Below are 25,003 nucleotides of genomic sequence, written 5' to 3' on the forward strand. Positions count from 1 at the left end.
TCCCACAGAAGACGGGGGGGCCAGGTCAGGCCATGCCTTGCTGTGTCGACCTGCCATCGAGCATCAGGTACTCAACCAGATCAGGCAACGGCAACGGTTTGCTGATCAGGTAACCCTGCACCTGGTCGCAACCGAAGCCGCGCAGCAACGCCAGCTGCTCCGGGGTTTCCACGCCTTCGGCCACCACGTCCAGGTTCAGGTTGTGAGCCAGGTTGATCATCGCGTGTACCAGCTTGCGGTTCTCTTCACGCTGCTCCATGCCACCGACAAAACTCTTGTCGATCTTGAGCAGGGCGATGGGCAGGCTGTTGAGGTGCACGAATGAGGAAAACCCGGTGCCGAAGTCGTCCAGGGAAAAACGTACCCCCAGGCGTCCCAGGGCGTCCATGGTCTGCTTGACCAACTCACTGCGGCGCATGACGGCGGTTTCGGTGAGTTCGAATTCAAGCCATTGAGCCTCCACACCGCGCTCGGCGATCAGTCGGCTCAAGGTCACCAGCAACTGACTGTCCTGGAACTGCCGGAACGACAGGTTGACCGCCATATGCAATGGCGCCAGGCCCCGCTCGCGCAGTGCCTGCATGTCCCGGAGCGCCCGGGAAATCACCCAGTAGCCCAGCGGCACAATCAACCCACTCTGTTCGGCCAGCGGCACGAATTCACTCGGCGGCAGCAACCCGCGCTCACCGTGGCGCCAGCGCACCAGGGCTTCGAGGCCGACAATACTGCCGCTATCGAGATCCAGTCGGGGTTGATAATGCAGTTCCAGCTCATCGCGCCGCAGTGCCCGGCGCAGTTCGCTCTCCAGGTCGGCGAGGCTACGGGCATTGCGGTTGATCCGCTCGTTGAAGATATGGAAGGTACAACCCTGAGTGCTCTTGGCCTGCTGCATTGCGATGTGGGCGTGCCACATCAGCGGATCGGCGCCAGCCTGGGCGCGAGCGTGGGCTATGCCCAGGCTGCAGCCAATCAGCAGGCTCTCACCGTCTACCCAATAAGGCTCGGCCATGGCTTGCGTGATGCGCTCGGCGATCCATTCGGCCCGTTGAGGCGCGCGGCGGGTGTCGATCAGCAAGGCAAACTCGTCGCCGCCCAGGCGCGCCAGCTGGTCGCCTGCCTCCAGCGATCCCTTGAGGCGCGACACCACTTGCAGGATCAAGCGGTCGCCAGCCTGATGGCCCAGGGCATCGTTGGCGTGGCGGAAGTTGTCCAGGTCCAGATGACCGAGCGCCAGGCCGCGACCGTCGTTTTCGGCCAGGCGCGCCGCCAGCAGGGTCTGGAAACCCTGGCGATTCGCGATGCCAGTCAAGGGGTCCTGTTCGGCCAGGCGCTGCAACGTATTTTCCAGCACACCGCGTTCGCGCACATGGCGCAGGCAACGGCGCAGGGTCGCGCTGTCGAGCATGTCTCGCACCAGCCAGTCGCTGGCGCCATCGGGTGGCGTCGCCGGTTCCTGTTCAAGCAGCAGGACAGTCGGCAGGCGGCAACGGCCGGGCGCCGGTTGCAATGCCGCGACGGTCAGCAGTACGGCATTGCGATTATCTTCGAACAGACTGCTGACCGACTCCCAGTCCGGGGCGCTGATCAGCACGACGGAGCCCGCCATGGGCGCCAGGCACTCGCGCAGTATCGCCGGCCATTCAGGCTCTTCGGCCAATAGCAGCAAACGCAAGGGTTCGACAGGCGTGGACAAGCTGACTCCCTAGACTCTGCAAGGTGGTAGGCGCCGGGCATTATGACCTGCCAATCGGCAATGACCAATGGCAATGGTTCTCAAATACAGGCTTCTGGTGAATTTTTCATCCAAAAATCGAACATTCCCTGCAAATCTGCCGCAAATTCCGGGTCGCGCCAGCAAAACGGCGATGTTCCCGCGATGGGGCGTCACAAGTCGGACAAAGCAGCACAATTCGCTGAGCCTGTTAAAATGCCGGCCCATTTTCGCAAACGACTCCCTGACTCTGTCATGTCCCGACTCAATCCCCGGCAGCAAGAAGCCGTGAACTATGTCGGCGGCCCACTTTTGGTGCTCGCCGGTGCTGGCTCCGGCAAGACCAGTGTGATCACCCGCAAGATCGCCCATCTGATCCAGAATTGTGGCATCCGCGCCCAGTACATTGTCGCCATGACCTTCACCAACAAGGCCGCCCGGGAAATGAAGGAGCGAGTCGGCGGCCTGCTGCGCCCCGGCGAAGGCCGAGGCCTGACGGTCTGCACGTTCCACAACCTGGGCCTGAACATCATCCGCAAGGAACATGCGCGACTGGGCTACAAACCGGGCTTTTCGATTTTCGACGAGACCGACGTCAAGGCCCTGATGACCGACATCATGCAAAAGGAATACTCGGGCGACGACGGCGTGGACGAGATCAAGAACATGATCGGCGCCTGGAAAAACGACCTGATCCTGCCGCCCGAGGCCCTGGAAAACGCCCGCAACCCCAAAGAACAGACCGCCGCCATCGTCTACGCCCATTACCAGCGCACGCTCAAGGCCTTCAACGCGGTGGACTTCGACGACCTGATCCTGCTGCCGGTCAAGCTGTTCCAGGACCACGCCGACATCCTTGAAAAATGGCAGAACAGGGTCCGCTATCTGCTGGTGGACGAATACCAGGACACCAACGCCAGCCAGTATCTGCTGGTGAAGCTGCTGATCGGCAAACGCAACCAGTTCACCGTCGTGGGTGATGACGACCAGTCGATCTATGCCTGGCGCGGGGCGCGGCCGGAAAACCTCATGCTGCTCAAGGAAGACTATCCGTCGCTCAAGGTGGTGATGCTGGAGCAGAACTACCGTTCCACCAGCCGCATCCTGCGCTGTGCCAACGTGCTGATTTCCAACAACCCCCACGAGTTCGAAAAACAACTGTGGAGCGAGATGGGCCACGGCGACGAGATCCGAGTGATCCGCTGCCGCAACGAAGACGCCGAAGCCGAACGCGTCGCCATGGAAATCCTCAGCCTGCACCTGCGCACCGACCGACCGTACAGCGACTTTGCCATCCTGTATCGCGGCAACTACCAGGCCAAGCTGATCGAACTGAAGCTGCAGCACCATCAGATCCCTTATCGCCTGTCGGGCGGCAACAGCTTTTTCGGTCGCCAGGAAGTGAAAGACCTGATGGCCTACTTCCGCCTGATCGTGAACCCGGACGACGACAACGCCTTCCTGCGGGTGATCAACGTCCCGCGCCGGGAAATCGGTTCCACCACCCTGGAAAAACTTGGCAACTACGCCACCGAGCGCAAGATCTCGATGTACGCCGCCACCGATGAAATCGGCCTGGGCGAACACCTGGACAGCCGTTTCACCGATCGCCTGGCGCGCTTCAAGCGCTTCATGGACAAGGTACGCGAGCAGTGCGCCGGGGAAGACCCGATCTCGGCGCTGCGCAGCATGGTCATGGACATCGACTATGAAAACTGGCTGCGCACCAACAGCTCCAGCGACAAGGCCGCCGACTATCGCATGGGCAATGTCTGGTTCCTGATCGAAGCGTTGAAGAACACCCTGGAAAAAGACGAAGACGGCGACATGACGGTCGAGGACGCCATCGGCAAGCTGGTGCTGCGCGATATGCTCGAGCGCCAACAGGAGGAGGAAGAAGGTGCCGAAGGCGTGCAGATGATGACCCTTCACGCTTCCAAGGGACTGGAATTTCCCTACGTGTTCATCATGGGCATGGAAGAGGAAATCCTGCCCCACCGCTCCAGCATCGAAGCCGACACCATCGAAGAAGAACGGCGCCTGGCCTATGTCGGCATCACCCGGGCACGCCAGACACTGGCATTCACATTCGCCGCCAAGCGCAAGCAATACGGCGAGGTGATCGACTGCGCCCCGAGCCGCTTCCTCGACGAACTGCCGCCGGATGACCTGGCCTGGGAAGGCAACGACGACACGCCGACCGAAGTGAAGGCCGTGCGAGGCAACAACGCCCTGGCCGATATACGCGCGATGCTCAAACGCTAGAATCGATTTTTTCAACTGACCTCAGGCGTCGAAAGCGCCACCAAAGGAGGCTTCATGGAAGCCCTGCACCAGAAAATCCGTGAACAAGGCATCGTGCTTTCCGATCAGGTTCTGAAAGTCGACGCCTTCCTGAACCACCAGATCGACCCGCAGCTGATGAAGCTGATCGGCGACGAATTTGCCGCGCGGTTCAGGGATTCGGGCGTGACCAAGATCGTCACCATCGAAGCCTCGGGCATTGCCCCGGCGATCATGACCGGCCTGAACCTGGGCGTACCGGTGATCTTCGCCCGCAAGCAGCAATCCCTGACCCTGACGGAAAACCTGCTGTCGGCCACCGTGTATTCGTTCACCAAGAAAACCGAAAACACCGTAGCCATCAGCCCGCGCCACCTGACCAGCAGCGACCGCGTGCTGATCATCGATGACTTCCTGGCCAACGGTAAGGCGTCCCAGGCGCTGATCTCCATCATCAAGCAGGCAGGCGCAGCCATGGCCGGACTGGGGATCGTGATCGAGAAATCCTTCCAGGGCGGTCGTGCTGAGCTGGATGCCCAAGGCTATCGCGTTGAATCGCTGGCGCGAGTGAAGTCGCTGGCGGGTGGGGTTGTGACCTTCATAGACTGACCGCACGCATTTCCCTGTGGGAGCGGGCTTGCTCGCGAATGCGGTGTGTCAGTTGAAATTACCTTATCTGACACACCGCATTCGCGAGCAAGCCCGCTCCCACAATGGAATGTGTTCGTCGTTACAGCGCCGTAGCCTTCAACCCCGCCAGCAGCAACCGCTGAGCCAATTCCTCTTTTAGCCCGTCCGGGCTCGCCAACTGCATCCGCTCCAGATGCTCGGGGTAGGCTCCGGGCTCCGGCGCATCGAGGGCAGCCTTGCCCAGTTCGAACATTTCGGTGAGCTTGAACTTGCTCTTGAGCCAATTCAACGCCCGCAAGAGATCGCGCTCTACCCCGTCGAAATCAGAGCCCAGCGGGTATTCGGGAAACAGGTTCGGATGCCGGGCCTGGATCGCCTGCAAACGTTGCGGGGTGTTGTCGGCGAAGCGTGGATCGAGACGGAAATCCCTGGGCAGCTTGCCTGCGTTCTGCGCCTGCTCGATCAGCCCCGGCTGGAAGCGTGAATCGCTGATGTTCAGCAACGCTTCGATCACGGCGGCGTCGGTCTTGCCCCGCAAGTCGGCGAGGCCGTACTCGGTGACCACGATGTCCCGCAAGTGCCGGGGGATCGTGCAGTGGCCGTACTCCCAGACAATGTTCGAGCTGACCTCGCCTCCCGCCTCGCGCCAACTGCGCAAGAGCAGAATCGAGCGTGCCCCCTCCAGCGCATGACCCTGGGCAACGAAGTTGTACTGCCCGCCCACGCCGCTGAGCACCCGTCCGTCTTCCAGTTGATCGGCCACCCCGGCGCCCAGCAAGGTCATGGTGAATACCGTGTTGATGAAACGCGCATCGATTCGTTGCAGGCGTTTGAGCTGTTCCTGGCCGTACAGCTCGTTGATGTAGCTGATGCGGGTCATGTTGAATTCGAGCCGCCTGCTTTGAGGCAATTCGTGCAAGCGCTCGTAGAAACTGCGCGGGCCCAGGAAGAAGCCACCGTGGATGCACACGCCGTCGGGCTGCGCCGCCTCATCGAGGGTGCCGGCGTTGGCCTGTTCCTGGGTCGTCACGTCGGGGTAGACCTTGCGGCGGATAATTCCGGCCTCGGCCAGCACCAGCAGGCCGTTGACGAACATTTCACTGCACCCATACAGACCTTTGGTAAACGGCTCGACGCCGCCCTCGCGCTCGATCAACTGCGCCCACTGGCTAAGGTTCAGGTCGGCCAGCAACGCCTGATAACCCAGATTATCCGCCTGGCGCGCCAGCAACGCGGCCGTCAATGCGTCCCCCATGGAGCCGATGCCGATCTGCAACGTGCCGCCGTCGCGCACCAGGGTGCTGGCATGCAGGCCGATGAAATGATCCTGGAACCCCACCGGCATGTTGGGCGTGGAAAACAGCGTGTGGCTGTCCTTCTCGTCGATCAGGAAATCAAAGTCATCGATGCCGATTTCCGCGTCCCCTGGCATGTAGGGCAAGTCGCTGTGAACCTGGCCCAGCATGAGGATGGTCTCCCCCGCCGCCCGCCGCTTGGCAATCATGGGCAGCAGGTCGAGCGTGATGTCGGGGTTGCAGCTCAGACTCAGGCGATCCGGGTGCTGCGGGTCGCTCGCCACCAGTTGCGCGATCAGGTTCAGGCCAGCGGCATTGATATCCCGGGCAGCGTGGCTGTAATTGCTGCTGACGTAGTCCTGCTGGGCCGAAGCGCTGTGCAGCAGGCTGCCAGGTTGCAGGAAGAACTGCTCGACCCGGATGTTGGAAGGCAGGCAGTCCCGATGCAGGTCGGCGAGATAATCCAGTTCAGGGTAGTCGCCAAAGACACGCTCGATGAAGGGCTCCAGGAAACGCTTCTGCAAACCATCGCCCAGGTTCGGCCGTCCCAGGCTCAGCGCCGTGTAGAGGGTCAGCTGCCGCTCCGGCAGTTGGGCGATGCGTCGGTAAAGCGCGTTGACGAACAGGTTGGGCTTGCCCAGCCCCAGGGGGATGCCAAGGTGAATGTGCGCCGGCAACCGCTCCAGCACCTCGTCCACCGCCTGTTCGATTGAACACAATTGCACCATCCGCCCCTCCGACCTGCTCCGTGAATGTGGGTTGGACCGAGATTGACGGGTCTTGGTTGCGATGAACAGCGTTGCAAAGCCGCAGGCACAAAAAAGCCGCTCGTAAGCGGCTTTTCCGGATGGATGCGGGCTGTTGGCTTTTACAGGCCAGACATCTTTTTGATGGCGCCCTTGAGCTCGTCTTCCGAGCAGTCGGCGCAAGTGCCTTTAGGCGGCATGGCATTGATACCGGAGATAGCTTTGGCCAGCAGGCCATCAACACCACCTTCTTTTTTTGCCCTTTCGCCCCAAGCTGCCGCGTCACCCACTTTCGGAGCGCCCAGCAACCCAGTGCTGTGGCATGCGTTGCAATGTTTTGTAATCACAGCGTCTGGCGTCTTGGCAGCACCACCAGCGCCACCAGCCGAAGCGGCGACTTCCATGCCCTTGCATTCTTTCCCCTGAACACAAACCTGGCCGACGGGTTCAAGACGCTTGGCGATTTCATCGTTGGGCGCCGCTTGAGCGCTCGCAGCCCATAGGGCCAATACGGTAGCTGGTGCAGCCAGCATTTTCATAATTAGGTTCACGCGTACACCCTCAATGGTGGCTAGTCACGCCTGCGGCCACGGTTTGCAGGCGGGCGCAAGTATAGCGGTAAGCCTGTCACACTGAAACAACCCTAAAGTCGCAAGGGTCTTGTTCGGCATGACCCGCTTACCCCCAGGCGCCTCTGCCATCCAGGCTCGGCGCCATGTTTCTTAGAAATTGGCCGGTGTGGCTGCGCTGATCAGTCGCGCCGGCGCATCGAACGGATTACGGAAACGGTGCGGCTTGGTGCTTTCGAAATAGTAGCTGTCACCCGCTTCGAGCACGAATGTCTCGGCACCCACCACCAGCTCCAACCGACCTTCCACCAGAATCCCGGTCTCCTCACCCTCATGGGTAAGCATCTCTTCACCGGTATCGGCGCCAGGCGGGTAGATCTCGTTAAGGAAGGCGATAGCCCGGCTCGGATGCGCCCTGCCCACCAGTTTCATGGTCACGGCGCCATCGGAGATGTCGATCAATTCGTTGGCTTTGTAGACGATCTGGGTCGGTTTCTCCTGAAGGATTTCTTCGGAAAAAAACTCGACCATGGACATGGGGATTCCGCCAAGGACCTTACGCAGCGAGCTGATCGAGGGGCTGACACTGTTTTTCTCGATCATGGAAATGGTGCTGTTGGTGACGCCCGCGCGCTTGGCGAGTTCACGCTGGGAAAGACCTTTGAGTTTACGAATGGCTTGCAGTCGTTCACCGACGTCCAATGCAGGAACCTCCAGGAAGTCAGGTTGTGGTGTAAGTGAGCGTTATCATGGCGACAGCGTTCAGTATTTACAACACCTTGGCCCGAATCCTGCGCAGTGAAGCGACCTCCGGTCAAACCTGCTTCGTCTCAGCCCTCGGAATAGAGCCTTGGCACTCGTCGCAGGTTACAAAAAATCTGATAGGGAATCGTGCCGGCGGCCTTCGCGACGTCACTGGCAAGAACGTGCTTGCCCCAAAGCTCTACGCTCGAACCGAGGCCGGCGTGTGGCAGGTTCGTCAGATCGACACACAGCATGTCCATCGAAACCCGTCCGACCAGTTGACTGGGCTGTCCGTCTACCTGCACCGGCGTACCGGTCGGCGCCTGGCGTGGGTACCCATCGGCATACCCCATGGCAACCACCCCGACCCGAGTCGGTTGCGCGGTCACGAAGCGGGCGCCATATCCCACCGGCTCGCCGGCGGGTAATTCGCGCACGCTGATGATCTTCGACTCCAGTGTCATCACCGGTTGCAGGCGTGACGCCGTAGCCTGGGCTTCATCGAAGGGCGTCGCACCATACAGCATGATGCCCGGGCGCACCCAGTCGCTTGGAATCTGCGGCCATCCCAGAACTGCCGGTGAATTGCGCAGGCTCGTTTCCGCCACCAGGCCCTGGCGAGCCGCCTCGAACACCGCCAGTTGCTGGACGCTGCTGGAGTCGTGCAGCTCGTCGGCACGGGCGAAATGAGTCATCAACACTATCTTCGCCACCTTGCCGCTGGCCAGCAGTCGACGATAGGCGCCTTGATAGTCCGCAGGGTGCAATCCGACCCGATGCATTCCGGAATCAAGTTTGAGCCAGACGGTGATCGGCTTGCTCATCGCAGCCTTTTCGATTGCTTCGAGCTGCCACAAGGAATGCACGACGCACCACAGATCATGCTCGACGATCAGCGACAGCTCGTCGGCCTCGAAAAAACCTTCCAGCAACAGGATCGGTCCACGAATCCCACCGGCCCGCAACTCCAGGGCCTCTTCGATGCAGGCCACGGCGAACCCATCGGCACTGTCCTGCAGGGCCTCGGCGCAACGTACCGCACCGTGCCCGTAGGCGTCGGCCTTGATGACCGCAAGGGCCTTGGCCCCCGTGACTTCGCGGGCCAGTTGGTAGTTATGACGCAGGGCTTGGAGATCGATCAGTGCACGAGCAGGACGCATGGCGGCAGACTTCTAATAGTCGGACAGGGTAAAAAACCGGCGCTGGCTGACGGCATGCACCATCAACAGCGCCGGGAGAGGGATTGATTCGATCGGTTTACGGCAGCGCGGCCACGACCGACAGTTCGATGAGGATTTCCGGTTCGCAAAGCCGGGCCTGCACTGTGGCTCGGGCCGGCGCGACACCTTGGGGCAGCCATTTGTCCCAGACGGCGTTCATGCCTGCGAAATCCGCCTCGATGTCTTTCAGGTAGATCGTCACCGACAGCAAGCGGCTCTTGTCGGTCCCGGCCAGGTCAAGCAGACGCTCGATATTGGCGAGGGTTTCGCGGGTCTGTTGTTCAATGCCGGCGCTCATGTCGTCGCCGACTTGCCCGGCCAGGTAAACGGTGCCGTTGTGCACCACAACCTGGCTCATGCGGTCATTGGTGAGCTGGCGCTGGATTGCCATGTTTCGCAGACTCCTGATGTTTGCTGCCATAACGGGAAATATCGAGACCTTCGGCGCTGATCTGTGGCTTTTTCCGAGCCATCAGGTCCGCCAGCAAACGACCGGAACCGCAGGCCATGGTCCAGCCGAGCGTGCCATGACCGGTATTCAGGAACAGGTTCCTGAACGGCGTGGCGCCAACGATCGGCGTACCGTCCGGGGTCGTCGGGCGCAAGCCGGTCCAGAAACTGGCCTGGGCCAGATCGCCGCCCCGAGGATATAGGTCGTTGACGATCATCTCCAGGGTTTCACGGCGACGCGGATTCAGCGACAGGTCGAAACCGGCGATTTCCGCCATGCCGCCCACACGGATGCGGTTGTCGAAACGGGTGATCGCTACCTTGTAGGTTTCGTCGAGGATGGTAGAGGTGGGCGCCATTGCCGGGTTGGTGATCGGCACGGTCAGGGAATACCCCTTGAGCGGGTAGACCGGGGCGCGGATACCGAGGGGTTTGAGCAATTGCGGCGAATAGCTGCCCAAGGCCAGGACGTAACGATCAGCAGTTTCCAGCTTGCCGTCGATCCAGACACCATTGATGCGGTCACCGGCAAAGTCCAGGCGCTGGATATCCTGGCCGAAGCGGAATTCCACACCGAGCTTGACGGCCATTTCCGCCAGGCGCGTGGTGAACATCTGGCAATCGCCGGTCTGGTCGTTGGGCAACCGCAGGGCGCCCGCCAGGATGTCGGTGACATTGGCCAGGGCCGGCTCGACCCGCGCGATGCCTTCGCGATCGAGGACTTCGAAGGGCACGCCGGACTCTTTCAGTACGGCGATGTCCTTCGCCGCGCCGTCGAGCTGAGCCTGTGTACGGAACAACTGTGTGGTACCCAGGCTACGGCCTTCGTAGGCAATGCCGGTTTCGGCGCGCAACTCGTCGAGACAGTCGCGGCTGTACTCCGACAGGCGCACCATGCGTTCCTTGTTGATGGCGTAACGACTGGCGGTGCAGTTGCGAAGCATCTGCGCCATCCACAGGTACTGGTCAATGTCGGCCGTGGCCTTGATGGCCAGCGGCGCATGACGTTGCAGCAGCCACTTGATGGCCTTGAGCGGCACGCCCGGAGCGGCCCACGGCGAGGCATAGCCCGGCGAAACCTGGCCGGCGTTGGCGAAGCTGGTTTCCATGGCGGGCGCCGGTTGACGGTCGACTACAACCACTTCAAATCCGGCCCGGGCCAGATAGTAGGCACTGACCGTGCCGATGACGCCGCTACCCAAGACCAGAACGCGCATTTTATGACCTCATCGCGGATAACCGCTGACGTTTGTTGTACACAGCTTTGATGCGCGCAGTTTAAAAAAGATCAGGCAGTGCTTTTCACTATATAAATGCCTATATTTGGCGAGAATTCTCGGCAAAAACCCTTTTCATGGAGGAGCATCCCCTGTGCGCACCAATACACAGACCAAACGCGAACTGGACAAGATCGACCGCAACATCCTGCGCATCCTCCAGGCCGACGGGCGGATCTCCTTCACCGAGCTGGGCGAAAAGGTCGGCCTGTCCACTACTCCTTGTACCGAGCGGGTGCGCCGCCTGGAGCGCGAAGGGATCATCATGGGTTATAACGCCCGGCTCAATCCCCAGCACCTGAAAGGCAGCCTGCTGGTATTTGTCGAAATCAGCCTCGACTACAAATCCGGCGATACTTTTGAAGAATTCCGACGCGCCGTACTGAAATTACCTCACGTTCTGGAGTGCCATCTGGTGTCGGGGGATTTTGACTACCTGGTAAAGGCACGGATTTCCGAGATGGCCTCCTACCGCAAGCTGCTGGGCGACATCCTGCTCAAGCTGCCCCACGTTCGTGAGTCCAAGAGTTATATCGTGATGGAAGAGGTGAAGGAGAGCCTGAACCTGCCGATTCCGGATTGAACCTGGTCGTTGCGGCGTCAGACCAATACCTGCCGATTGCAGGCCATGTACTCATGGATCTGCTGTTCGACCCGCGGATGGATCAGCTCCACCGGGCGCCGGCCATTGGGGCACGGCAAACTCGCCGTGGTGCCGAACAGCCGACAGATCAACGGTCGCTCGTCATAAACGGTGCAACCGTTCGGTCCCAAGTGCACGCAATCGAGCGCTTCCAGGGCGGCGTCCTGTTCGGCCCGGGTCTTGCGCGGCAGACGGGCCATTTCCTCGGGGGACGTGGTCACTGGCCCGCAGCAGTCATGGCACCCCGGCACACATTCGAACGACGGGATCTGCTGGCGCAGCGTGCGGATTTTTTGACTGTTGCAACTCATCGAAACGGCTACCAAGGCGAGACAGTCCGGGATTCTGCCTTAAAAAGCAGCGGGCCAGACAGCGCCGGCCGACCAATGTTGCCCACGAGCGAAGCCGCGGCTTATGCTCCGTAAAATTTCTCAAACATGACAATCAGGATTACGCACATGAACGCCCGTGTTCAGCAAGCTGTCCCGAGCCACGCACACGCCGCTTCCTATTACGCCGCCAGCAGCCTGCCACAACCGGATCATCCGGCGCTGCAAGGCGAGCGAGTGGCCGATGTCTGCGTGGTCGGCGGCGGATTCTCCGGGCTGAACACGGCCATCGAACTGGCCGAGCGCGGCCTGAACGTGGTGTTGCTGGAGGCCCACAGGATCGGTTGGGGCGCGAGCGGGCGTAACGGCGGCCAATTGATTCGAGGCGTCGGCCATGGCCTGGAGCAGTTCGCGCCGGTCATCGGTACCGAAGGCGTGCGTCAGATGAAACTCATGGGCCTGGAAGCGGTGGAAATCGTCCGACAACGCATCGAGCGTTTTCAGATCTCCTGTGACCTGACCTGGGGCTACTGCGACTTGGCCAACAAGCCCGCCGATCTGGAAGGCTTCGCCGAAGACGCCGAAGAGTTGCGCAGCCTGGGCTATCGCCACGCGACCCGACTGCTGCAAGCCCACGAAATGCACAGCGTGGTGGGCTCGGATCGCTACGTGGGGGGCCTGATTGACATGGGCTCCGGTCACCTGCACCCCTTGAATCTGGCCTTGGGCGAAGCCGACGCGGCGCAGCGACTGGGGGTCAGCCTGTTCGAGCAATCGGCGGTCACGCGTATCGATTACGGCCCGCAAGTGAAGGTGCACACCGAACATGGCTCGGTGCGTGCCAAGACCCTGGTACTGGGTTGCAACGCCTACCTCAACGGCCTCAACCAGGAGTTGAGCGGCAAAGTGCTGCCGGCCGGCAGCTACATCATCGCCACGGAGCCCCTGAGCGAGACCCTGGCCCACAGTTTATTGCCGCAAAACATGGCGGTCTGTGATCAGCGGGTGGCGCTGGACTACTATCGGCTTTCGGCGGACCGACGCCTGCTGTTCGGCGGCGCCTGCCATTATTCGGGCCGTGATCCGCAGGACATCGGCGCCTATATGCGTCCGAAGATGCTCAAGGTCTTCCCGCAACTGGCGGGCGTGAAAATCGATTATCAATGGGGTGGGATGATCGGCATCGGCGCCAATCGCCTGCCGCAAATCGGTCGACTCAAGGACCAACCCAATGTGTATTTCGCCCAGGCTTACTCCGGTCATGGCGTGAATGCCACGCACCTGGCCGGAAAACTACTGGCCGAAGCCATCAGTGGGCAGCACAGCGGCGGGTTCGACCTGTTCGCCAAGGTGCCCCACATCACGTTCCCTGGGGGCAAACACCTGCGTTCACCGCTGTTGGCGTTGGGGATGCTGTGGCACAGGCTGAAAGAGTTGGTCTGAAAGCTTGAGTGGCTCAGGGAGCTATCGCAGGCAAGGCTTGCCCGCGATAGCAGATTGATGACGACTTCACTTCAGAGCCGCCAGAACGGTTTCAACCCCTCCGCCCGCGCCTGCTCCCGGCTCAACCCGATATCCCGCAACTGTTCGGGTGTCAGCTCCAACAAGGCTTTGCGTGTATGCAGACGATGCCAGAACAGGCCCCAGCGGCCGAGGCAGGCAGGCGCATTGCGCGGCATGGCACTGCGCATCTCCTTTTCCTGCCCCGCCTCCAGTTCCTGACCGTGCAGCGTTAGCCGTACATCGCTCAAGCCGTTCATTTTCATCGCTCCTGTTTACATGGATAGCCAGAGCTTTCATGATGCGCGGACAGAAAAACTCAATACAGATTCAACCTGTTAATTTTAGAAGCATACAGATTTGGCTTTTTTTGGACTGAATCCTGTTTTTACCAACCAACTGTATCGGTACCTCATCGAGAGCACGCCATGACCCTCTACGTGAACCTCGCCGAATTGCTTGGCACCCGCATAGAACAGGGCTTCTATCGCCCCGGTGACCGGCTGCCGTCGGTACGGGCCTTGAGCGTGGAACACGGGGTCAGTCTGAGTACGGTGCAGCAGGCCTATCGCGTGCTCGAAGACAGCGGTCTGGCGATGCCGAAGCCCAAATCCGGCTATTTCGTGCCGGTCAGCCGCGAGTTGCCAGACCTGCCGGTGGTCGGCCGTCCCGCCCAACGACCGGTGGACATTTCCCAATGGGACCAGGTGCTGGAGCTGATACGCGCCGTGCCACGCAAGGATGTGGTGCAATTGGGGCGCGGTATGCCGGACGTCAACTCGCCGACCCTGAAACCGCTGCTGCGCAGCCTGGCTCAGATCAGCCGTCGCCAGGACATGCCCGGCCTGTATTACGACAACATCTATGGCAACCTCGCCCTGCGCGAACAGATCGCCCGCCTGTCGCTGGACTCCGGTTGCCAGTTGGGCCCGAGCGACTTGATCGTTACCACGGGTTGCCACGAAGCGCTGTCGGTCAGCATCCGCGCAACCTGCGAGCAGGGCGATATCGTGGCCGTGGATTCCCCCAGCTTTCATGGCGCCATGCAAACCCTCAAGGGCCTGGGCATGAAGGCCCTGGAAATTCCAACAGACCCGCTCACGGGCATCAGCCTGGACGCGCTGGAGCTGGCCCTGGAACAGTGGCCGATCAAGGCCATACAGTTGACGCCCAGTTGCAACAATCCCCTGGGCTATATCATGCCGGAGGCCAATAAACGCGCTCTGCTGACCTTGGCCCAGCGCTTCGACGTGGCGATTATCGAGGACGATGTGTATGGGGAATTGGCCTACACCTACCCGCGCCCTCGCACGATCAAGTCCTTCGACGAAGATGGCCGCGTCCTACTCTGCAGTTCTTTTTCCAAGACCCTGGCACCGGGCCTGCGAGTAGGTTGGGTCGCTCCGGGCCGGTATCTGGAGCGAGTGCTGCACATGAAATACATCAGCACCGGTTCCACTGCCCCGCAGCCGCAGATCGCCATCGCAGAATTTCTCAAAGGCGGACACTTCGAACCTCATTTGCGACGGATGCGTACGCAATATCAGCGTAATCGCGACGCCATGATCGACTGGGTCAGCCGCTATTTTCCGTCGGGCACCCGGGCCAGTCGTCCGCGAGGCAGCTTCATGCTGTGGATCGAGCTACCTGACGGTTTCGATACGCTGAAGCTCAACCGGGTCCTGCACGACCAAGGGGTGCAGGTTGCTGTTGGCAGTATTTTTTCGGCGTCGGGCAAGTACCGCAACTGCCTGCGGATGAACTACGCTGCCAAGCCAACGGCACAGATCGAGGAAGCTGTACGCAAGGTCGGTGCCGCTGCCGCTGCGTTGTTGAACGAAACCCAATGCAGCGACGTCTGAAGTTTACGCAGGGAAGCGGCATCAAAGCCGATCAATAACAACAAGCGGAACGTTCCTACGTGAGATCCAGTCCGATCCTGCCTGCGCTCCTGTTAATCGTCTCGCTGCTGGGTGGCTGCGCCAGCGTAGACATCACCCGCGAGCCTTCCCAGGCATTGCCGGCTTCCGACTCCTCCTTTGGCCGCTCGGTCCAGGCCCAGGCCGCTCCTCACGAAGGACGCTCGGGGTTTCGCCTGCTCTCCGACAGCACCGACGCCTTCACCGCCCGGGCCGAATTGATTCGTAACGCCCAGAGCAGCCTGGATCTGCAGTACTACATCGTTCATGACGGCATCAGCACACGCATGTTGGTGGACGAATTGCTCAAGGCCGCCGACCGGGGCGTACGGGTGCGGATCCTGCTGGACGACACCACCAGTGATGGCCAGGATCAGATCATCGCCACCCTCGCCGCCCATCCCCGCATCCAGATCCGCCTGTTCAACCCCCTCCACCTGGGACGCGCCACAGGCGTGACGCGCGGCCTCGGGCGCCTGTTCAACCTTTCGTTGCAGCACCGGCGGATGCATAACAAGCTCTGGCTGGCGGACAACAGCATGGCGATCGTCGGCGGACGCAACCTGGGTGACGAGTATTTCGACGCCGAACCCAACCTCAACTTCACGGACATCGACCTGCTCGGCGTCGGTCCCGTGGCGCAGCAGTTGGGGCACAGTTTCGACCAGTACTGGAATAGCGCCCTGAGCAAGCCGATCGAGCAATTCCTGTCCCATCGCCCCACCGCCAAGGAGCTGGATAACAGCCGCCTGCGCCTGCAAGAGTCTTTGGAGCAGACGCACAAGGAGAATCACGCGCTGTACCAGCAACTGACCACTTACAGGACCCAGCCGCGGCTGGACATCTGGCGCGATCAGTTGATCTGGGCCTGGAACCAGGCATTGTGGGACGCGCCCAGCAAAGTACTGGCGAAGGACGAACCGGACCCGCAACTGTTGCTGACCACCCAATTGGGCCCGGAGCTGACGGGCGTCAGCAAAGAGCTGATCATGATTTCAGCGTACTTCGTTCCCGGCCAACCGGGGCTGGTATACCTGACCAGCCGCGCCGACGCCGGGGTGTCAGTGAGCCTGCTGACCAACTCCCTGGACGCCACCGACGTGCCGGCGGTACACGGCGGCTACGCGCCTTATCGCAAGACGCTGCTAGAGCATGGCGTACGGCTGTTCGAATTGCGTCGCCAACCTGGCGACACCGGTGGCAGCAGCCCACATCTGTTCTATAGCAAATCCTACGGCGAATCGGATTCGAGCCTGCACAGCAAGGCGATCATTTTCGACGGACAGAAATCCTTCATCGGCTCGTTCAATTTCGACCCACGCTCAGTGTTGTGGAATACCGAAGTCGGCGTCCTGGTGGACAGCCCGGAACTGGCGGGCCAGGTGCGCGACCTGGCCTTGCAGGGCATGGCACCGCCCTTGAGTTATCGACCCCGACTGGAAGATGGAAAGTTGGTGTGGACCACCGAAGACAACGGCAAGCTGCACGATCTGGATCGCGAGCCGGGCAGTTGGTGGCGACGGTTCAATGCCTGGTTCGCCAACACCATCGGCCTGGAGCGGATGCTATAGGGATCAGGCGGGCTGCGCCGCCCCGAATGCCCCTTGGCGCAACAACAGTATCACCAGCCCGAACGCCCCCACCGCCATGAACAAGGGCAGCGCGTGGCCACTGATCCACTGGCTGCCCGCCCCCGCCACCAGGGGACCGACCAGGCAGCCGATCCCCCACAACTGGGCGACATGGGCATTGGCACGCACCAGCGCATCATCGCGATAACGCTCGCCAATCAGAATCAACGACAACGTGAACAAGCCCCCCGCACTGGCACCAAACAGCACCCACAACGGCCAGATCAACAAGGTATCGATCAGCAGCGGAACCGCCAGGCTGGACAAGGTCAGCGCCACCGCACAGCCGGTGAACAGCGACCGACGCGACAAGCGATCGGCCAAGGCGCCTATGGGCAATTGCAACAGCGCATCGCCCACCACCACGGTACTGACCATCGCCAAGGCAATATCGGCACTGAAACCCTGGCGCAAGCAATAAACCGGCAACAGCGTCAGGATCATCGCCTCGAACGCTGCGAACAACGACACGGCCCAGGCGATGGCTGGCAAGCTCCGGCAAAATCCCCAGAGATCCATGAGCGTGACGCTGCTGGCCTCGCTGGTGGGCGCGCCGGTGCGACCGAGCAACAACAATGGGGCGACCATCAACAGGCCAACGCCAACCCAGAAACCGTAGTCGTGATCCGTTCCCAGGGCACCGAGCAGCAACGGACCCGACAGTTGGCTCAGGGCGTAACTGCAGCCATACAGCGCCACCAACCGTCCTCGCCACTGCTCGATAACCAGTTGATTGATCCAGCTCTCACCCAGTATGAACACCAGGGTCAGGACCACACCGATCCCCAGCCGCAATACCAACCAGACCGGATAACTAGGCAACAATGCCAGCAATCCGATGGACACCGCCCCGCCCCAGAGGCACAGGCGCATCAACGCCGCCGTACCAAACCGCGCGGCCAGCCGACTCGACACCTTGGCCCCAAGCAGCACCCCGACAGCCGGCATGGCCGCCATCACGCCGATTGCAAACGCGCCATAACCCCAGCCTTCCAGACGCAGCGACACCAGCGGCATGCTCACGCCCAAGGCCAGCCCGACACTCAGGACGGACGCCAACACGGCGAAATAAGTCGCCCAACGCATTTCCACGCTCCTGTGGGTAATTACATTTCAAGCTTTACACAAAGCAAATGTGGGAGCGGGCTTGCTGGCGAAGGCGGAGTGTCAGTCAACTCAGTCGTTGAATGTGATACCGCTTTCGCGAGCAAGCCCGCTCCCACAAGGAGGATCCGTGTCGCAGCAGACTCTCGTCAGAGCTTGATCCAGGTCGCCTTCAACTCAGTGTATTTGTCGAACGCATGCAGCGACTTGTCACGGCCGTTACCCGATTGCTTGAAGCCACCGAACGGTGCGGTCATGTCGCCACCGTCGTACTGGTTCACCCACACGCTGCCAGCGCGCAAGGCCTTGGCGGTCAGGTGCGCCTTGGAGATGTCCCGGGTCCATACCGCCGCGGCCAGGCCATAGGGCGTGTCGTTGGCAATCTGAATAGCTTCTTCGGCGGTATCGAAAGCGATGACCGACAAGACCGGACCGAAAATCTCCTCCTGGGCGATTTTCATGGCATTGCTCACCCCATCGAAAATCGTCGGCTCGACGTAGGTACCGCCGGTTTCTTCCAGGATTCGCTTGCCGCCAGCCACCAACTTGGCGCCGTCGCTATGGCCTGCCTGGATGTAGGACAGCACGGTGTTCATTTGCTGGGTGTCGACCAGAGCGCCGACATTCGTCGCGGGGTCCAGCGGGTTACCAGGCTTCCAGCCCTTGAGGGCTTCGATTACCAATGGCAGGAAGGTGTCCTTGATGGAGCGTTCGACCAACAGGCGCGAGCCGGCGGTGCAGACTTCGCCCTGGTTGAAGGCGATGGCGCTGGCCGCGGCCTCGGCGGCAGCTTGCAGGTCCGGAGCGTCGGCGAACACGATGTTCGGGCTCTTGCCGCCAGCTTCCAGCCAGACGCGCTTCATATTGGACTCGCCGGAATAGATCATCAGTTGCTTGGCGATCTTGGTGGAACCGGTGAACACCAGCGTATCGACGTCCATGTGCAGCGCCAGGGCCTTGCCCACGGTGTGGCCGTAGCCAGGCAACACGTTCAGCACGCCTTTCGGAATGCCCGCCTCAACGGCCAGGGCTGCGATGCGGATGGCGGTGAGCGGCGATTTTTCTGACGGCTTGAGCACCACCGAGTTACCGGTGGACAGTGCCGGACCGAGCTTCCAGCAGGCCATCAACAGCGGAAAGTTCCACGGCACGATAGCCCCCACGACGCCCACCGGCTCGCGAGTCACCAGGCCCAATTGGTCGTGCGGGGTCGACGCCACTTCATCGTAGAGTTTGTCGATGGCCTCGCCGCTCCAGCTCAGTGCTTGCGCCGCACCGGGAACGTCAATGTTCAGCGAATCGCTGATGGGCTTGCCCATGTCCAGGGTTTCGAGCAGGGCCAGTTCCTCGGCGTGCTGCTTGAGCAGGCCCGCGAAACGAATCATGGTGGCTTTACGCTTGCTCGGTGCCAGGCGCGACCAGGCGCCGGAATTGAAGGTTGCTCGGGCGTTCTCGACAGCACGCTGGGCATCGGCCACGTCGCAGCTGGCGATTTTGCCCAGCAGCCGGCCATCGACCGGGCTCAGGCAATCGAAGGTTTCACCGGACACCGCATCGGTGTATTCGCCGTTGATGAAGGCGCGACCCTCGATACGCAAATCGCGGGCGCGTTGTTCCCAGTCGGCACGAGTCAGGGTGGTCATGCGAGTGTCCTCCTCTTATTTGAGTACGAGCGCCGTGCGGTGCGCGGCGCTCAAGAATTCTGCCCGGCCAGCCTGTTTACGGAACAAGTTTTCGACCCAAGGCACCCGCCACCCTAAACCAGCCACCCCCTGTGTTTCAATATATTTGACACCAAGGCGGGAAACGGCCTTGCGATGTTCATTTTAATAAACATAGACTCGGGGCTTTCCAGGCATTCACCGGGGATTACGGATATGAGCATTCAGGACATCGTCGATTTCAGTCAGGCCACCACCACCGCCGACCGCTATCGCCCGGATCCGACCAAGGTTCTCAAGGGGGATCCCGAACAAGCCGTGTTCAACCACTACAACAGCCCCTGCGGACAAATGAACGCCGGCGTATGGGAAGGCGCGGTCGGCCAGTGGACAGTCAATTACACCGAGCATGAATACTGCGAAATCGTCCAGGGCGTTTCCGTGCTGCGCGACAGCGAGGGCAACGCCAAGACCTTGCGAGCGGGTGACCGTTTCGTGATTCCGGCGGGATTCAAGGGCACCTGGGAAGTGCTGGAGCCGTGCCGCAAGATTTATGTGGTGTTCGAGGAAAAGGCTTGAGAGTAAGGGCCGGCAGGTCTGGCCTCATCGCGAGCAGGCTCGCTCCCACAGGATCGTGGCCGGCCTGAAAAAAAAGGCCCGTATCTCTCGATACGGGCCTTTTTTGCAGAGGGAAAATCAATTACTTGATTTTGCCTTCCTTGTAGATCACGTGCTTGCGAACAACCGGATCATATTTCTTGATCTCGATTTTGTCCGGGGTAGTACGCTTGTTCTTGTCGGTAGTGTAGAAGTGACCAGTACCGGCGCTCGAGATCAAACGAATCAATTCACGCATGATTAGCTCCCTTAAACCTTGCCATCGCGGCGAAGTTCGGCCAGCACGACATCAATGCCGCGCTTGTCGATGATACGCATGCCCTTGGCAGATACGCGCAGACGTACAAAACGTTTCTCGGACTCAACCCAGAAGCGGTGATGCTGCAGGTTCGGCAGGAAACGACGACGGGTTTTGTTGTTTGCGTGGGAAATGTTATTCCCAGTCACCGGACCCTTACCGGTAACTTGACAGACTCTAGACATGCCTCAGCCCTCTAAAACCACATGCCCAACCCGGCATGGGTTGGCCGCTTAATCTCTCAGTCATTTGGCGCCAGGCGCCGCGTTTCTTTAAGGGTCTTACCGGCTACACCTACAGTGAAGGAACCGGGCCCCTAGAAAAGAGCGCTGCTTTATACCAGAAAGACCCAGGCACAACAACAGCCCGTTTGATTTGTCTTCCGGGGAAATCCTCGAACGACCGCTCCGGATAGCCGGTGCAAGGGCGGGCGCTATCCATGACCGCTCGTCGCTGAACCGGCGTTTTTATACCGTCGACCGGTTTCCAGCCATCGATACGGCGGCAAAGCGTGCCGGAAAAAGCAAAAAGGGGATAGTCATTTACCGGCGAGCCCACTAGGGTAGGCCTTTTCCAGACTGCACTCGCAGATGGGCCTTCGACCTGCACAAGGAAACTGCTCATGCGTCTCGCCGCCCTGTCACTGCTCCTCACTCCCCTGCTGGCCAGCCCACTGGCCCAGGCCGCTGCCCTGAGCGTCTGCACCGAGGCCAGCCCGGAAGGGTTCGATGTCGTCCAATATAATTCCCTGACGACCACCAACGCCTCTGCCGACGTGCTGATGAATCGATTGGTGGAATTCGACACCGCCAGCGGCAAAGTAGTCCCCGGCCTGGCCGAGCACTGGGAAGTCTCGCCCGATGGCTTGACCTATGTGTTCAAGTTGCGTCCAACGGTCAGGTTCCATCGCACCGAATACTTCACGCCACGTCGAGACTTGACAGCCGAGGACGTGAAATTCAGCTTCGAGCGCATGCTGGATCCGGCCAATCCCTGGCACAAAGTCGCGCAGAGCGGCTTCCCCCACGCCCAGTCCATGCAATTGCCGGCGCTGATCAAAAAGATCGACGCCCTGGACCCGCTGACCGTGCGCTTCACCCTCGATCACGCGGACTCGACCTTTCTGGCCACCCTGAGCATGGGTTTCGCCTCGATCTATTCGGCTGAGTACGCCGACCAACTGATGAAGGCCGGGACACCGGACAAGCTCAACAGCCAGCCCATCGGTACTGGCCCGTTCGTGTTCAATCGATTCCAGAAAGACGCATCGATCCGCTACAAGGCCAACGGCGACTATTTCGGCGGCAAGCCCTCGGTGGACCCGCTGATCTTCGCCATCACCCCGGATGCGAATGTGCGCTTGCAGAAATTGCGGCGCAATGAATGCCAGATTGCCCTGTCACCCAAGCCGCTGGACGTACAGGCCGCCAGACAGGAAGCCACGCTGAAAGTGGAGCAGACCGACGCCTTCATGACCGCGTTCGTGGCGATCAACAGCCAGCACCCACCGCTGGACAAGCCTGAAGTACGGCAAGCCATCAACCTCGCCTTCGACAAGAGCAGCTACCTCAAGACAGTCTTTGAAGGCACCGCCGAAGCGGCAGACGGTCCCTACCCACCCAACACCTGGAGCTACGCCAGGAATCTGCCCGGTTACGCCCATGACCCGGCCAAGGCCCGTGATCTGCTGGTCAAGGCCGGCTTGAAGGACGGCTTTCAAACAACGATCTGGACCCGCCCATCCGGCAGCCTGCTGAATCCCAACCCCAGCCTTGGAGCGCAACTGCTGCAATCTGACCTGGCGGAAATCGGCATCCAGGCCGAAATCCGCGTGATCGAATGGGGCGAGCTGATCCGCCGCGCCAAAGCCGGTGAGCACGACCTGCTGTTCATGGGATGGGCCGGCGACAACGGCGACCCGGACAACTTCCTCACACCGCAATTCTCCTGCGCGGCGGTCAAGTCCGGCACCAACTTCGCCCGCTATTGCAACGCGGACCTGGACAAGCTGATCAGCGCCGGCAAGACCACGAGCGAACAAGGCGTGCGCACCAAGCTCTATGAGCAGGCCCAGGCGCAGATCCAGCAGCAGGCCCTTTGGCTCCCTCTGGCGCACCCGACCGCCTTTGCGCTGACCCGCAAGGAAGTCCAGGGTTATGCGGTCAGCCCGTTTGGACGCCAGGATTATTCCAAGGTCAGTCTCAAGTAACCTCCTGCCCACAGTCCCCCCTGTGGGAGCGGGCTTGCTCGCGAAAACGGTGGATCAGTTGAATGAATGTCGACTGACACACCGCCTTCGCGAACAAGTCCGCTCCCACAAAAGAGCTTCAGCGCATCGGACTTTGCTCACATCCACCCATACTCCGCCATCGACAACGGCTCCCCATCGCCGATGATGAAATGGTCGAGAACCCGTACGTCGATCAACTCCAATGCTTCCTGAAGCCGCTCGGTCAGTACCCGGTCGGCCTGGCTCGGTTCGGCGTTGCCGGAGGGATGGTTGTGGCACAGAATCAGCGCGGCGGCGTTATGGGCCAGGGCTCGCTTGACCACCTGCCGCGGATGAACACTGGCGTTGTCGATAGAGCCGCGAAACAGCGCCTCGAATGTCAGTACCTGATGCCTGGAGTTGAGAAACAGGCAGCCAAACACCTCGTGAGGTTCGTGGCGAAGCATCGACTTCAGGTAATCACGGACCACATGGGGATTTTCCAGCGTCGTTCTTTGTCGGGCCCGTTCGGCCAGGTGACGACGACTCATTTCCTGAGCCGCTTGTAACTGGGCATATTTCGCCGGCCCCAGCCCCACATGGCTGCTGAACGTGACCTGATCGGCTTCGAGCAAAGCACGCAGACTGCCAAATTGGGTCAAGAGATGTCGCGCCAGATCAACCGCGCTTTTACCGGAGACGCCGGTTCGTAGAAAAATCGCCAACAACTCGGCGTCCGAGAGACTTCCCGCTCCCAACGCCAATAACCTTTCCCGCGGCCGCTCGGCTGCAGGCCAATCCCGAATGCTCATAGTCGCTCCCTGATCGTGGGCGCCGCTGTTCCATAGCGGTCGCTGTGATATCGTAGCCCATCTTTTTTGCAGGCGATTTGCACCCCGGCAGGCTGTTGCCCAGAGGTTCGCCTTGCACTGACCACTGAAATCGAAAGGCAGGCCTATGCAGCGGCTGTATCGGAAACGCATCGTTCTGGGCGTCGGCGGCGGCATTGCCGCCTATAAGAGCGCCGAGCTGGTTCGCAGGCTTATCGACCAGGGCGCGGAAGTGCGGGTCGTCATGACCCGTGGCGGCAGTGAATTCATCACGCCGCTGACCATGCAGGCCCTGTCCGGGCACCCGGTCCACCTGGACCTGCTCGACCCGGCGGCCGAAGCCGCCATGGGCCATATCGAACTGGCCAAATGGGCCGACCTGGTGTTGATCGCACCGGCCACGGCCGACCTGATCGCTCGCCTGGCCCAAGGCATCGCCGACGACCTGCTGACCACGCTGGTGCTCGCCACCGACGCCGTGGTCGCCGTCGCACCGGCCATGAACCAGGCCATGTGGCGCGACCCGGCCACCCAGGCCAACCTGCAATTACTCGAAAGCCGTGATCTGAAAGTCTTCGGCCCGGCGTCCGGCAGCCAGGCCTGCGGGGATGTCGGCATGGGGCGGATGCTCGAAGCGACCGATCTGGCTCAATGTGCCGCCGATTGCTTCCAGCGCCAGGCCCTGACCGGCAAGCACGTGCTGATCACCGCCGGGCCGACCCAGGAAAACATCGACCCGGTGCGCTACATCACCAACCACAGTTCGGGAAAAATGGGCTTCGCCCTGGCCGAAGCGGCTGTCGAGGCTGGAGCCCGGGTGACGCTGATCACCGGACCGGTGCACCTGCAGACGCCGGACCGGGTGACCCGCATCGACGTGGTCAGCGCACGGGACATGCTCGCGGCCTGCGAAGCGGCGATCCCCTGTGATTTGTTCATCGCCTCGGCTGCGGTGGCGGATTACCGTCCCGAAGTCGTCGCCCCGCATAAATTGAAGAAAGACCCTACGAGCGGCGACGGCCTGCTGCTACAAATGGTGCGCAATCCGGACATTCTGGCGACCATCGCCACCCGCCCCGACCGTCCCTTCAGTGTCGGCTTCGCCGCCGAAACCGAAAACCTGCTCGACTACGCCGCGCGCAAGCTCCAGGACAAGAACCTGGACCTGATCGTGGCCAACGACGTCGCTAACCCGAGCATCGGCTTCAACAGCGAAGAAAACGCCTGCAGCGTGATCGACCGCCAGTTGCACGCCACCCTTTTCGCCCAGACCAGCAAGGGCAAGATTGCCCGCCAACTGATCACTTTCATTGCCGAACGGCTGAACCAGGTTTAA

The 25,003-nt window shown here is 60.9% G+C and carries 23 protein-coding genes; 9 read left to right on the forward strand and 14 right to left on the reverse strand.

Going from position 1 to position 25,003, the window contains the following annotated elements:
• Window positions 1–25: 25 nt before the first annotated feature.
• Window positions 26–1,693 (reverse strand): bifunctional diguanylate cyclase/phosphodiesterase, encoded by a 1,668-nt coding sequence (locus AD666_RS05880; protein WP_053148602.1) that lies wholly within the window; start codon window positions 1,691–1,693, stop codon window positions 26–28.
• Between the two features lie 273 nt (window positions 1,694–1,966).
• Here AD666_RS05880 and rep point away from each other — a divergent pair, with 273 nt between their 5' ends.
• On the forward strand, window positions 1,967–3,976 hold the full coding sequence (gene rep, locus AD666_RS05885) for a DNA helicase Rep (RefSeq protein WP_053148604.1): 2,010 nt from the start codon (window positions 1,967–1,969) through the stop codon (window positions 3,974–3,976).
• Window positions 3,977–4,030: 54 nt separating this feature from the next.
• Window positions 4,031–4,603, forward strand: coding sequence for a xanthine phosphoribosyltransferase (locus AD666_RS05890; RefSeq protein ID WP_053148607.1), 573 nt, complete (start codon window positions 4,031–4,033; stop codon window positions 4,601–4,603).
• A gap of 121 nt (window positions 4,604–4,724) precedes the next feature.
• Here AD666_RS05890 and AD666_RS05895 read toward each other — a convergent pair whose 3' ends face one another.
• From AD666_RS05895 to dadA, 6 genes are all read right to left on the reverse strand, one after another.
• Window positions 4,725–6,647 carry an acetyl-CoA hydrolase/transferase C-terminal domain-containing protein gene (locus AD666_RS05895; protein ID WP_053148610.1) on the reverse strand — a complete coding sequence of 641 codons (1,923 nt, stop codon included), beginning with the start codon at window positions 6,645–6,647 and terminating at the stop codon, window positions 4,725–4,727.
• 140 nt (window positions 6,648–6,787) lie between these two features.
• Window positions 6,788–7,204: a cytochrome c5 family protein gene (locus tag AD666_RS05900; RefSeq protein ID WP_053148613.1), complete on the reverse strand. Its 417-nt coding sequence runs from the start codon at window positions 7,202–7,204 to the stop codon at window positions 6,788–6,790.
• Between the two features lie 183 nt (window positions 7,205–7,387).
• On the reverse strand, window positions 7,388–7,936 hold the full coding sequence (locus AD666_RS05905; protein ID WP_053148616.1) for a cupin domain-containing protein: 549 nt from the start codon (window positions 7,934–7,936) through the stop codon (window positions 7,388–7,390).
• A 128-nt stretch (window positions 7,937–8,064) separates the two neighbouring features.
• Window positions 8,065–9,138: an alanine racemase gene (gene alr, locus AD666_RS05910; protein ID WP_053148620.1), complete on the reverse strand. Its 1,074-nt coding sequence runs from the start codon at window positions 9,136–9,138 to the stop codon at window positions 8,065–8,067.
• Window positions 9,139–9,235: 97 nt separating this feature from the next.
• Window positions 9,236–9,589 (reverse strand): RidA family protein, encoded by a 354-nt coding sequence (locus AD666_RS05915; RefSeq protein ID WP_053148623.1) that lies wholly within the window; start codon window positions 9,587–9,589, stop codon window positions 9,236–9,238.
• The gene (gene dadA / locus AD666_RS05920; protein ID WP_053148626.1) at window positions 9,561–10,865 is read right to left on the reverse strand and encodes a D-amino acid dehydrogenase; all 1,305 of its coding nucleotides are present in this window, start codon (window positions 10,863–10,865) and stop codon (window positions 9,561–9,563) included. Before dadA ends, AD666_RS05915 begins: the two co-directional genes overlap by 29 nt.
• A 154-nt stretch (window positions 10,866–11,019) precedes the next feature.
• Between dadA and AD666_RS05925 the strand changes: the two genes are divergently transcribed.
• Window positions 11,020–11,508, forward strand: a complete 489-nt coding sequence (locus tag AD666_RS05925; protein ID WP_003206849.1) for an Lrp/AsnC ligand binding domain-containing protein — start codon at window positions 11,020–11,022, stop codon at window positions 11,506–11,508.
• A 17-nt stretch (window positions 11,509–11,525) separates the two neighbouring features.
• On the opposite strand, the gene AD666_RS05930 is transcribed toward AD666_RS05925, so the two are convergent.
• Window positions 11,526–11,879 carry a YkgJ family cysteine cluster protein gene (locus tag AD666_RS05930; protein WP_053148629.1) on the reverse strand — a complete coding sequence of 118 codons (354 nt, stop codon included), beginning with the start codon at window positions 11,877–11,879 and terminating at the stop codon, window positions 11,526–11,528.
• A 147-nt stretch (window positions 11,880–12,026) separates the two neighbouring features.
• Between AD666_RS05930 and AD666_RS05935 the strand changes: the two genes are divergently transcribed.
• Window positions 12,027–13,340 (forward strand): FAD-binding oxidoreductase, encoded by a 1,314-nt coding sequence (locus AD666_RS05935; protein WP_053148632.1) that lies wholly within the window; start codon window positions 12,027–12,029, stop codon window positions 13,338–13,340.
• A gap of 71 nt (window positions 13,341–13,411) precedes the next feature.
• Here the strand turns inward: AD666_RS05935 and AD666_RS05940 are convergent, their stop codons facing one another.
• Window positions 13,412–13,657 carry a DUF1127 domain-containing protein gene (locus AD666_RS05940; RefSeq protein ID WP_053148635.1) on the reverse strand — a complete coding sequence of 82 codons (246 nt, stop codon included), beginning with the start codon at window positions 13,655–13,657 and terminating at the stop codon, window positions 13,412–13,414.
• Window positions 13,658–13,825: 168 nt separating this feature from the next.
• Between AD666_RS05940 and AD666_RS05945 the strand changes: the two genes are divergently transcribed.
• Window positions 13,826–15,259, forward strand: coding sequence for a PLP-dependent aminotransferase family protein (locus AD666_RS05945; protein WP_053148637.1), 1,434 nt, complete (start codon window positions 13,826–13,828; stop codon window positions 15,257–15,259).
• Window positions 15,260–15,318: 59 nt separating this feature from the next.
• Window positions 15,319–16,887, forward strand: a complete 1,569-nt coding sequence (locus tag AD666_RS05950) for a phospholipase D family protein (RefSeq protein WP_053148640.1) — start codon at window positions 15,319–15,321, stop codon at window positions 16,885–16,887.
• 3 nt (window positions 16,888–16,890) lie between these two features.
• Here AD666_RS05950 and AD666_RS05955 read toward each other — a convergent pair whose 3' ends face one another.
• Both AD666_RS05955 and AD666_RS05960 read right to left on the reverse strand, forming a co-directional pair.
• Window positions 16,891–18,033: an MFS transporter gene (locus AD666_RS05955; protein ID WP_053148642.1), complete on the reverse strand. Its 1,143-nt coding sequence runs from the start codon at window positions 18,031–18,033 to the stop codon at window positions 16,891–16,893.
• Window positions 18,034–18,200: 167 nt separating this feature from the next.
• Window positions 18,201–19,694 (reverse strand): aldehyde dehydrogenase, encoded by a 1,494-nt coding sequence (locus tag AD666_RS05960; protein WP_053148645.1) that lies wholly within the window; start codon window positions 19,692–19,694, stop codon window positions 18,201–18,203.
• Window positions 19,695–19,928: 234 nt separating this feature from the next.
• Between AD666_RS05960 and AD666_RS05965 the strand changes: the two genes are divergently transcribed.
• Complete coding sequence (locus AD666_RS05965; protein WP_053148648.1) at window positions 19,929–20,291, forward strand: cupin domain-containing protein; 363 nt, start codon at window positions 19,929–19,931, stop codon at window positions 20,289–20,291.
• 121 nt (window positions 20,292–20,412) lie between these two features.
• Here AD666_RS05965 and rpmG read toward each other — a convergent pair whose 3' ends face one another.
• Together rpmG and rpmB are read right to left on the reverse strand one after the other, a co-directional pair.
• Window positions 20,413–20,568 carry a 50S ribosomal protein L33 gene (rpmG, locus tag AD666_RS05970; RefSeq protein ID WP_003177274.1) on the reverse strand — a complete coding sequence of 52 codons (156 nt, stop codon included), beginning with the start codon at window positions 20,566–20,568 and terminating at the stop codon, window positions 20,413–20,415.
• An 11-nt stretch (window positions 20,569–20,579) separates the two neighbouring features.
• The gene (gene rpmB, locus AD666_RS05975) at window positions 20,580–20,813 is read right to left on the reverse strand and encodes a 50S ribosomal protein L28 (protein ID WP_007921114.1); all 234 of its coding nucleotides are present in this window, start codon (window positions 20,811–20,813) and stop codon (window positions 20,580–20,582) included.
• A gap of 437 nt (window positions 20,814–21,250) precedes the next feature.
• Here rpmB and AD666_RS05980 point away from each other — a divergent pair, with 437 nt between their 5' ends.
• A complete protein-coding gene (locus AD666_RS05980; protein WP_053148651.1) occupies window positions 21,251–22,837 on the forward strand; it encodes an ABC transporter substrate-binding protein in 1,587 nt (528 codons plus the stop codon).
• A 137-nt stretch (window positions 22,838–22,974) separates the two neighbouring features.
• Here the strand turns inward: AD666_RS05980 and radC are convergent, their stop codons facing one another.
• Window positions 22,975–23,649, reverse strand: a complete 675-nt coding sequence (gene radC, locus AD666_RS05985) for a DNA repair protein RadC (protein ID WP_053148654.1) — start codon at window positions 23,647–23,649, stop codon at window positions 22,975–22,977.
• Window positions 23,650–23,794: 145 nt separating this feature from the next.
• On the opposite strand from radC, the gene coaBC reads away from it, so the two are divergent.
• Entirely contained in the window at window positions 23,795–25,003 is a 1,209-nt protein-coding gene (gene coaBC / locus AD666_RS05990; protein ID WP_053148657.1) for a bifunctional phosphopantothenoylcysteine decarboxylase/phosphopantothenate--cysteine ligase CoaBC, read from the forward strand.

This window comes from Pseudomonas sp. Pf153, from assembly GCF_001269775.1.
Classification (GTDB): domain Bacteria; phylum Pseudomonadota; class Gammaproteobacteria; order Pseudomonadales; family Pseudomonadaceae; genus Aquipseudomonas; species Aquipseudomonas uvaldensis.

What these genes read in the sequence shown, in the direction of transcription:
- AD666_RS05955 (WP_053148642.1), bottom strand. Translation starts at nt 18,033, where the DNA reads ATGCGTTGGGCGACTTATTTCGCCGTGTTGGCGTCCGTCCTGAGTGTC.
- rpmB (WP_007921114.1), bottom strand. Translation starts at nt 20,813, where the DNA reads ATGTCTAGAGTCTGTCAAGTTACCGGTAAGGGTCCGGTGACTGGGAAT.
- alr (WP_053148620.1), bottom strand. Translation starts at nt 9,138, where the DNA reads ATGCGTCCTGCTCGTGCACTGATCGATCTCCAAGCCCTGCGTCATAAC.
- AD666_RS05965 (WP_053148648.1), top strand. Translation starts at nt 19,929, where the DNA reads ATGAGCATTCAGGACATCGTCGATTTCAGTCAGGCCACCACCACCGCC.
- AD666_RS05960 (WP_053148645.1), bottom strand. Translation starts at nt 19,694, where the DNA reads ATGACCACCCTGACTCGTGCCGACTGGGAACAACGCGCCCGCGATTTG.
- AD666_RS05895 (WP_053148610.1), bottom strand. Translation starts at nt 6,647, where the DNA reads ATGGTGCAATTGTGTTCAATCGAACAGGCGGTGGACGAGGTGCTGGAG.
- rpmG (WP_003177274.1), bottom strand. Translation starts at nt 20,568, where the DNA reads ATGCGTGAATTGATTCGTTTGATCTCGAGCGCCGGTACTGGTCACTTC.
- AD666_RS05945 (WP_053148637.1), top strand. Translation starts at nt 13,826, where the DNA reads ATGACCCTCTACGTGAACCTCGCCGAATTGCTTGGCACCCGCATAGAA.
- rep (WP_053148604.1), top strand. Translation starts at nt 1,967, where the DNA reads ATGTCCCGACTCAATCCCCGGCAGCAAGAAGCCGTGAACTATGTCGGC.
- radC (WP_053148654.1), bottom strand. Translation starts at nt 23,649, where the DNA reads ATGAGCATTCGGGATTGGCCTGCAGCCGAGCGGCCGCGGGAAAGGTTA.
- AD666_RS05935 (WP_053148632.1), top strand. Translation starts at nt 12,027, where the DNA reads ATGAACGCCCGTGTTCAGCAAGCTGTCCCGAGCCACGCACACGCCGCT.
- dadA (WP_053148626.1), bottom strand. Translation starts at nt 10,865, where the DNA reads ATGCGCGTTCTGGTCTTGGGTAGCGGCGTCATCGGCACGGTCAGTGCC.
- AD666_RS05980 (WP_053148651.1), top strand. Translation starts at nt 21,251, where the DNA reads ATGCGTCTCGCCGCCCTGTCACTGCTCCTCACTCCCCTGCTGGCCAGC.
- coaBC (WP_053148657.1), top strand. Translation starts at nt 23,795, where the DNA reads ATGCAGCGGCTGTATCGGAAACGCATCGTTCTGGGCGTCGGCGGCGGC.
- AD666_RS05900 (WP_053148613.1), bottom strand. Translation starts at nt 7,204, where the DNA reads ATGAAAATGCTGGCTGCACCAGCTACCGTATTGGCCCTATGGGCTGCG.
- AD666_RS05915 (WP_053148623.1), bottom strand. Translation starts at nt 9,589, where the DNA reads ATGGCAATCCAGCGCCAGCTCACCAATGACCGCATGAGCCAGGTTGTG.
- AD666_RS05940 (WP_053148635.1), bottom strand. Translation starts at nt 13,657, where the DNA reads ATGAACGGCTTGAGCGATGTACGGCTAACGCTGCACGGTCAGGAACTG.
- AD666_RS05890 (WP_053148607.1), top strand. Translation starts at nt 4,031, where the DNA reads ATGGAAGCCCTGCACCAGAAAATCCGTGAACAAGGCATCGTGCTTTCC.
- AD666_RS05930 (WP_053148629.1), bottom strand. Translation starts at nt 11,879, where the DNA reads ATGAGTTGCAACAGTCAAAAAATCCGCACGCTGCGCCAGCAGATCCCG.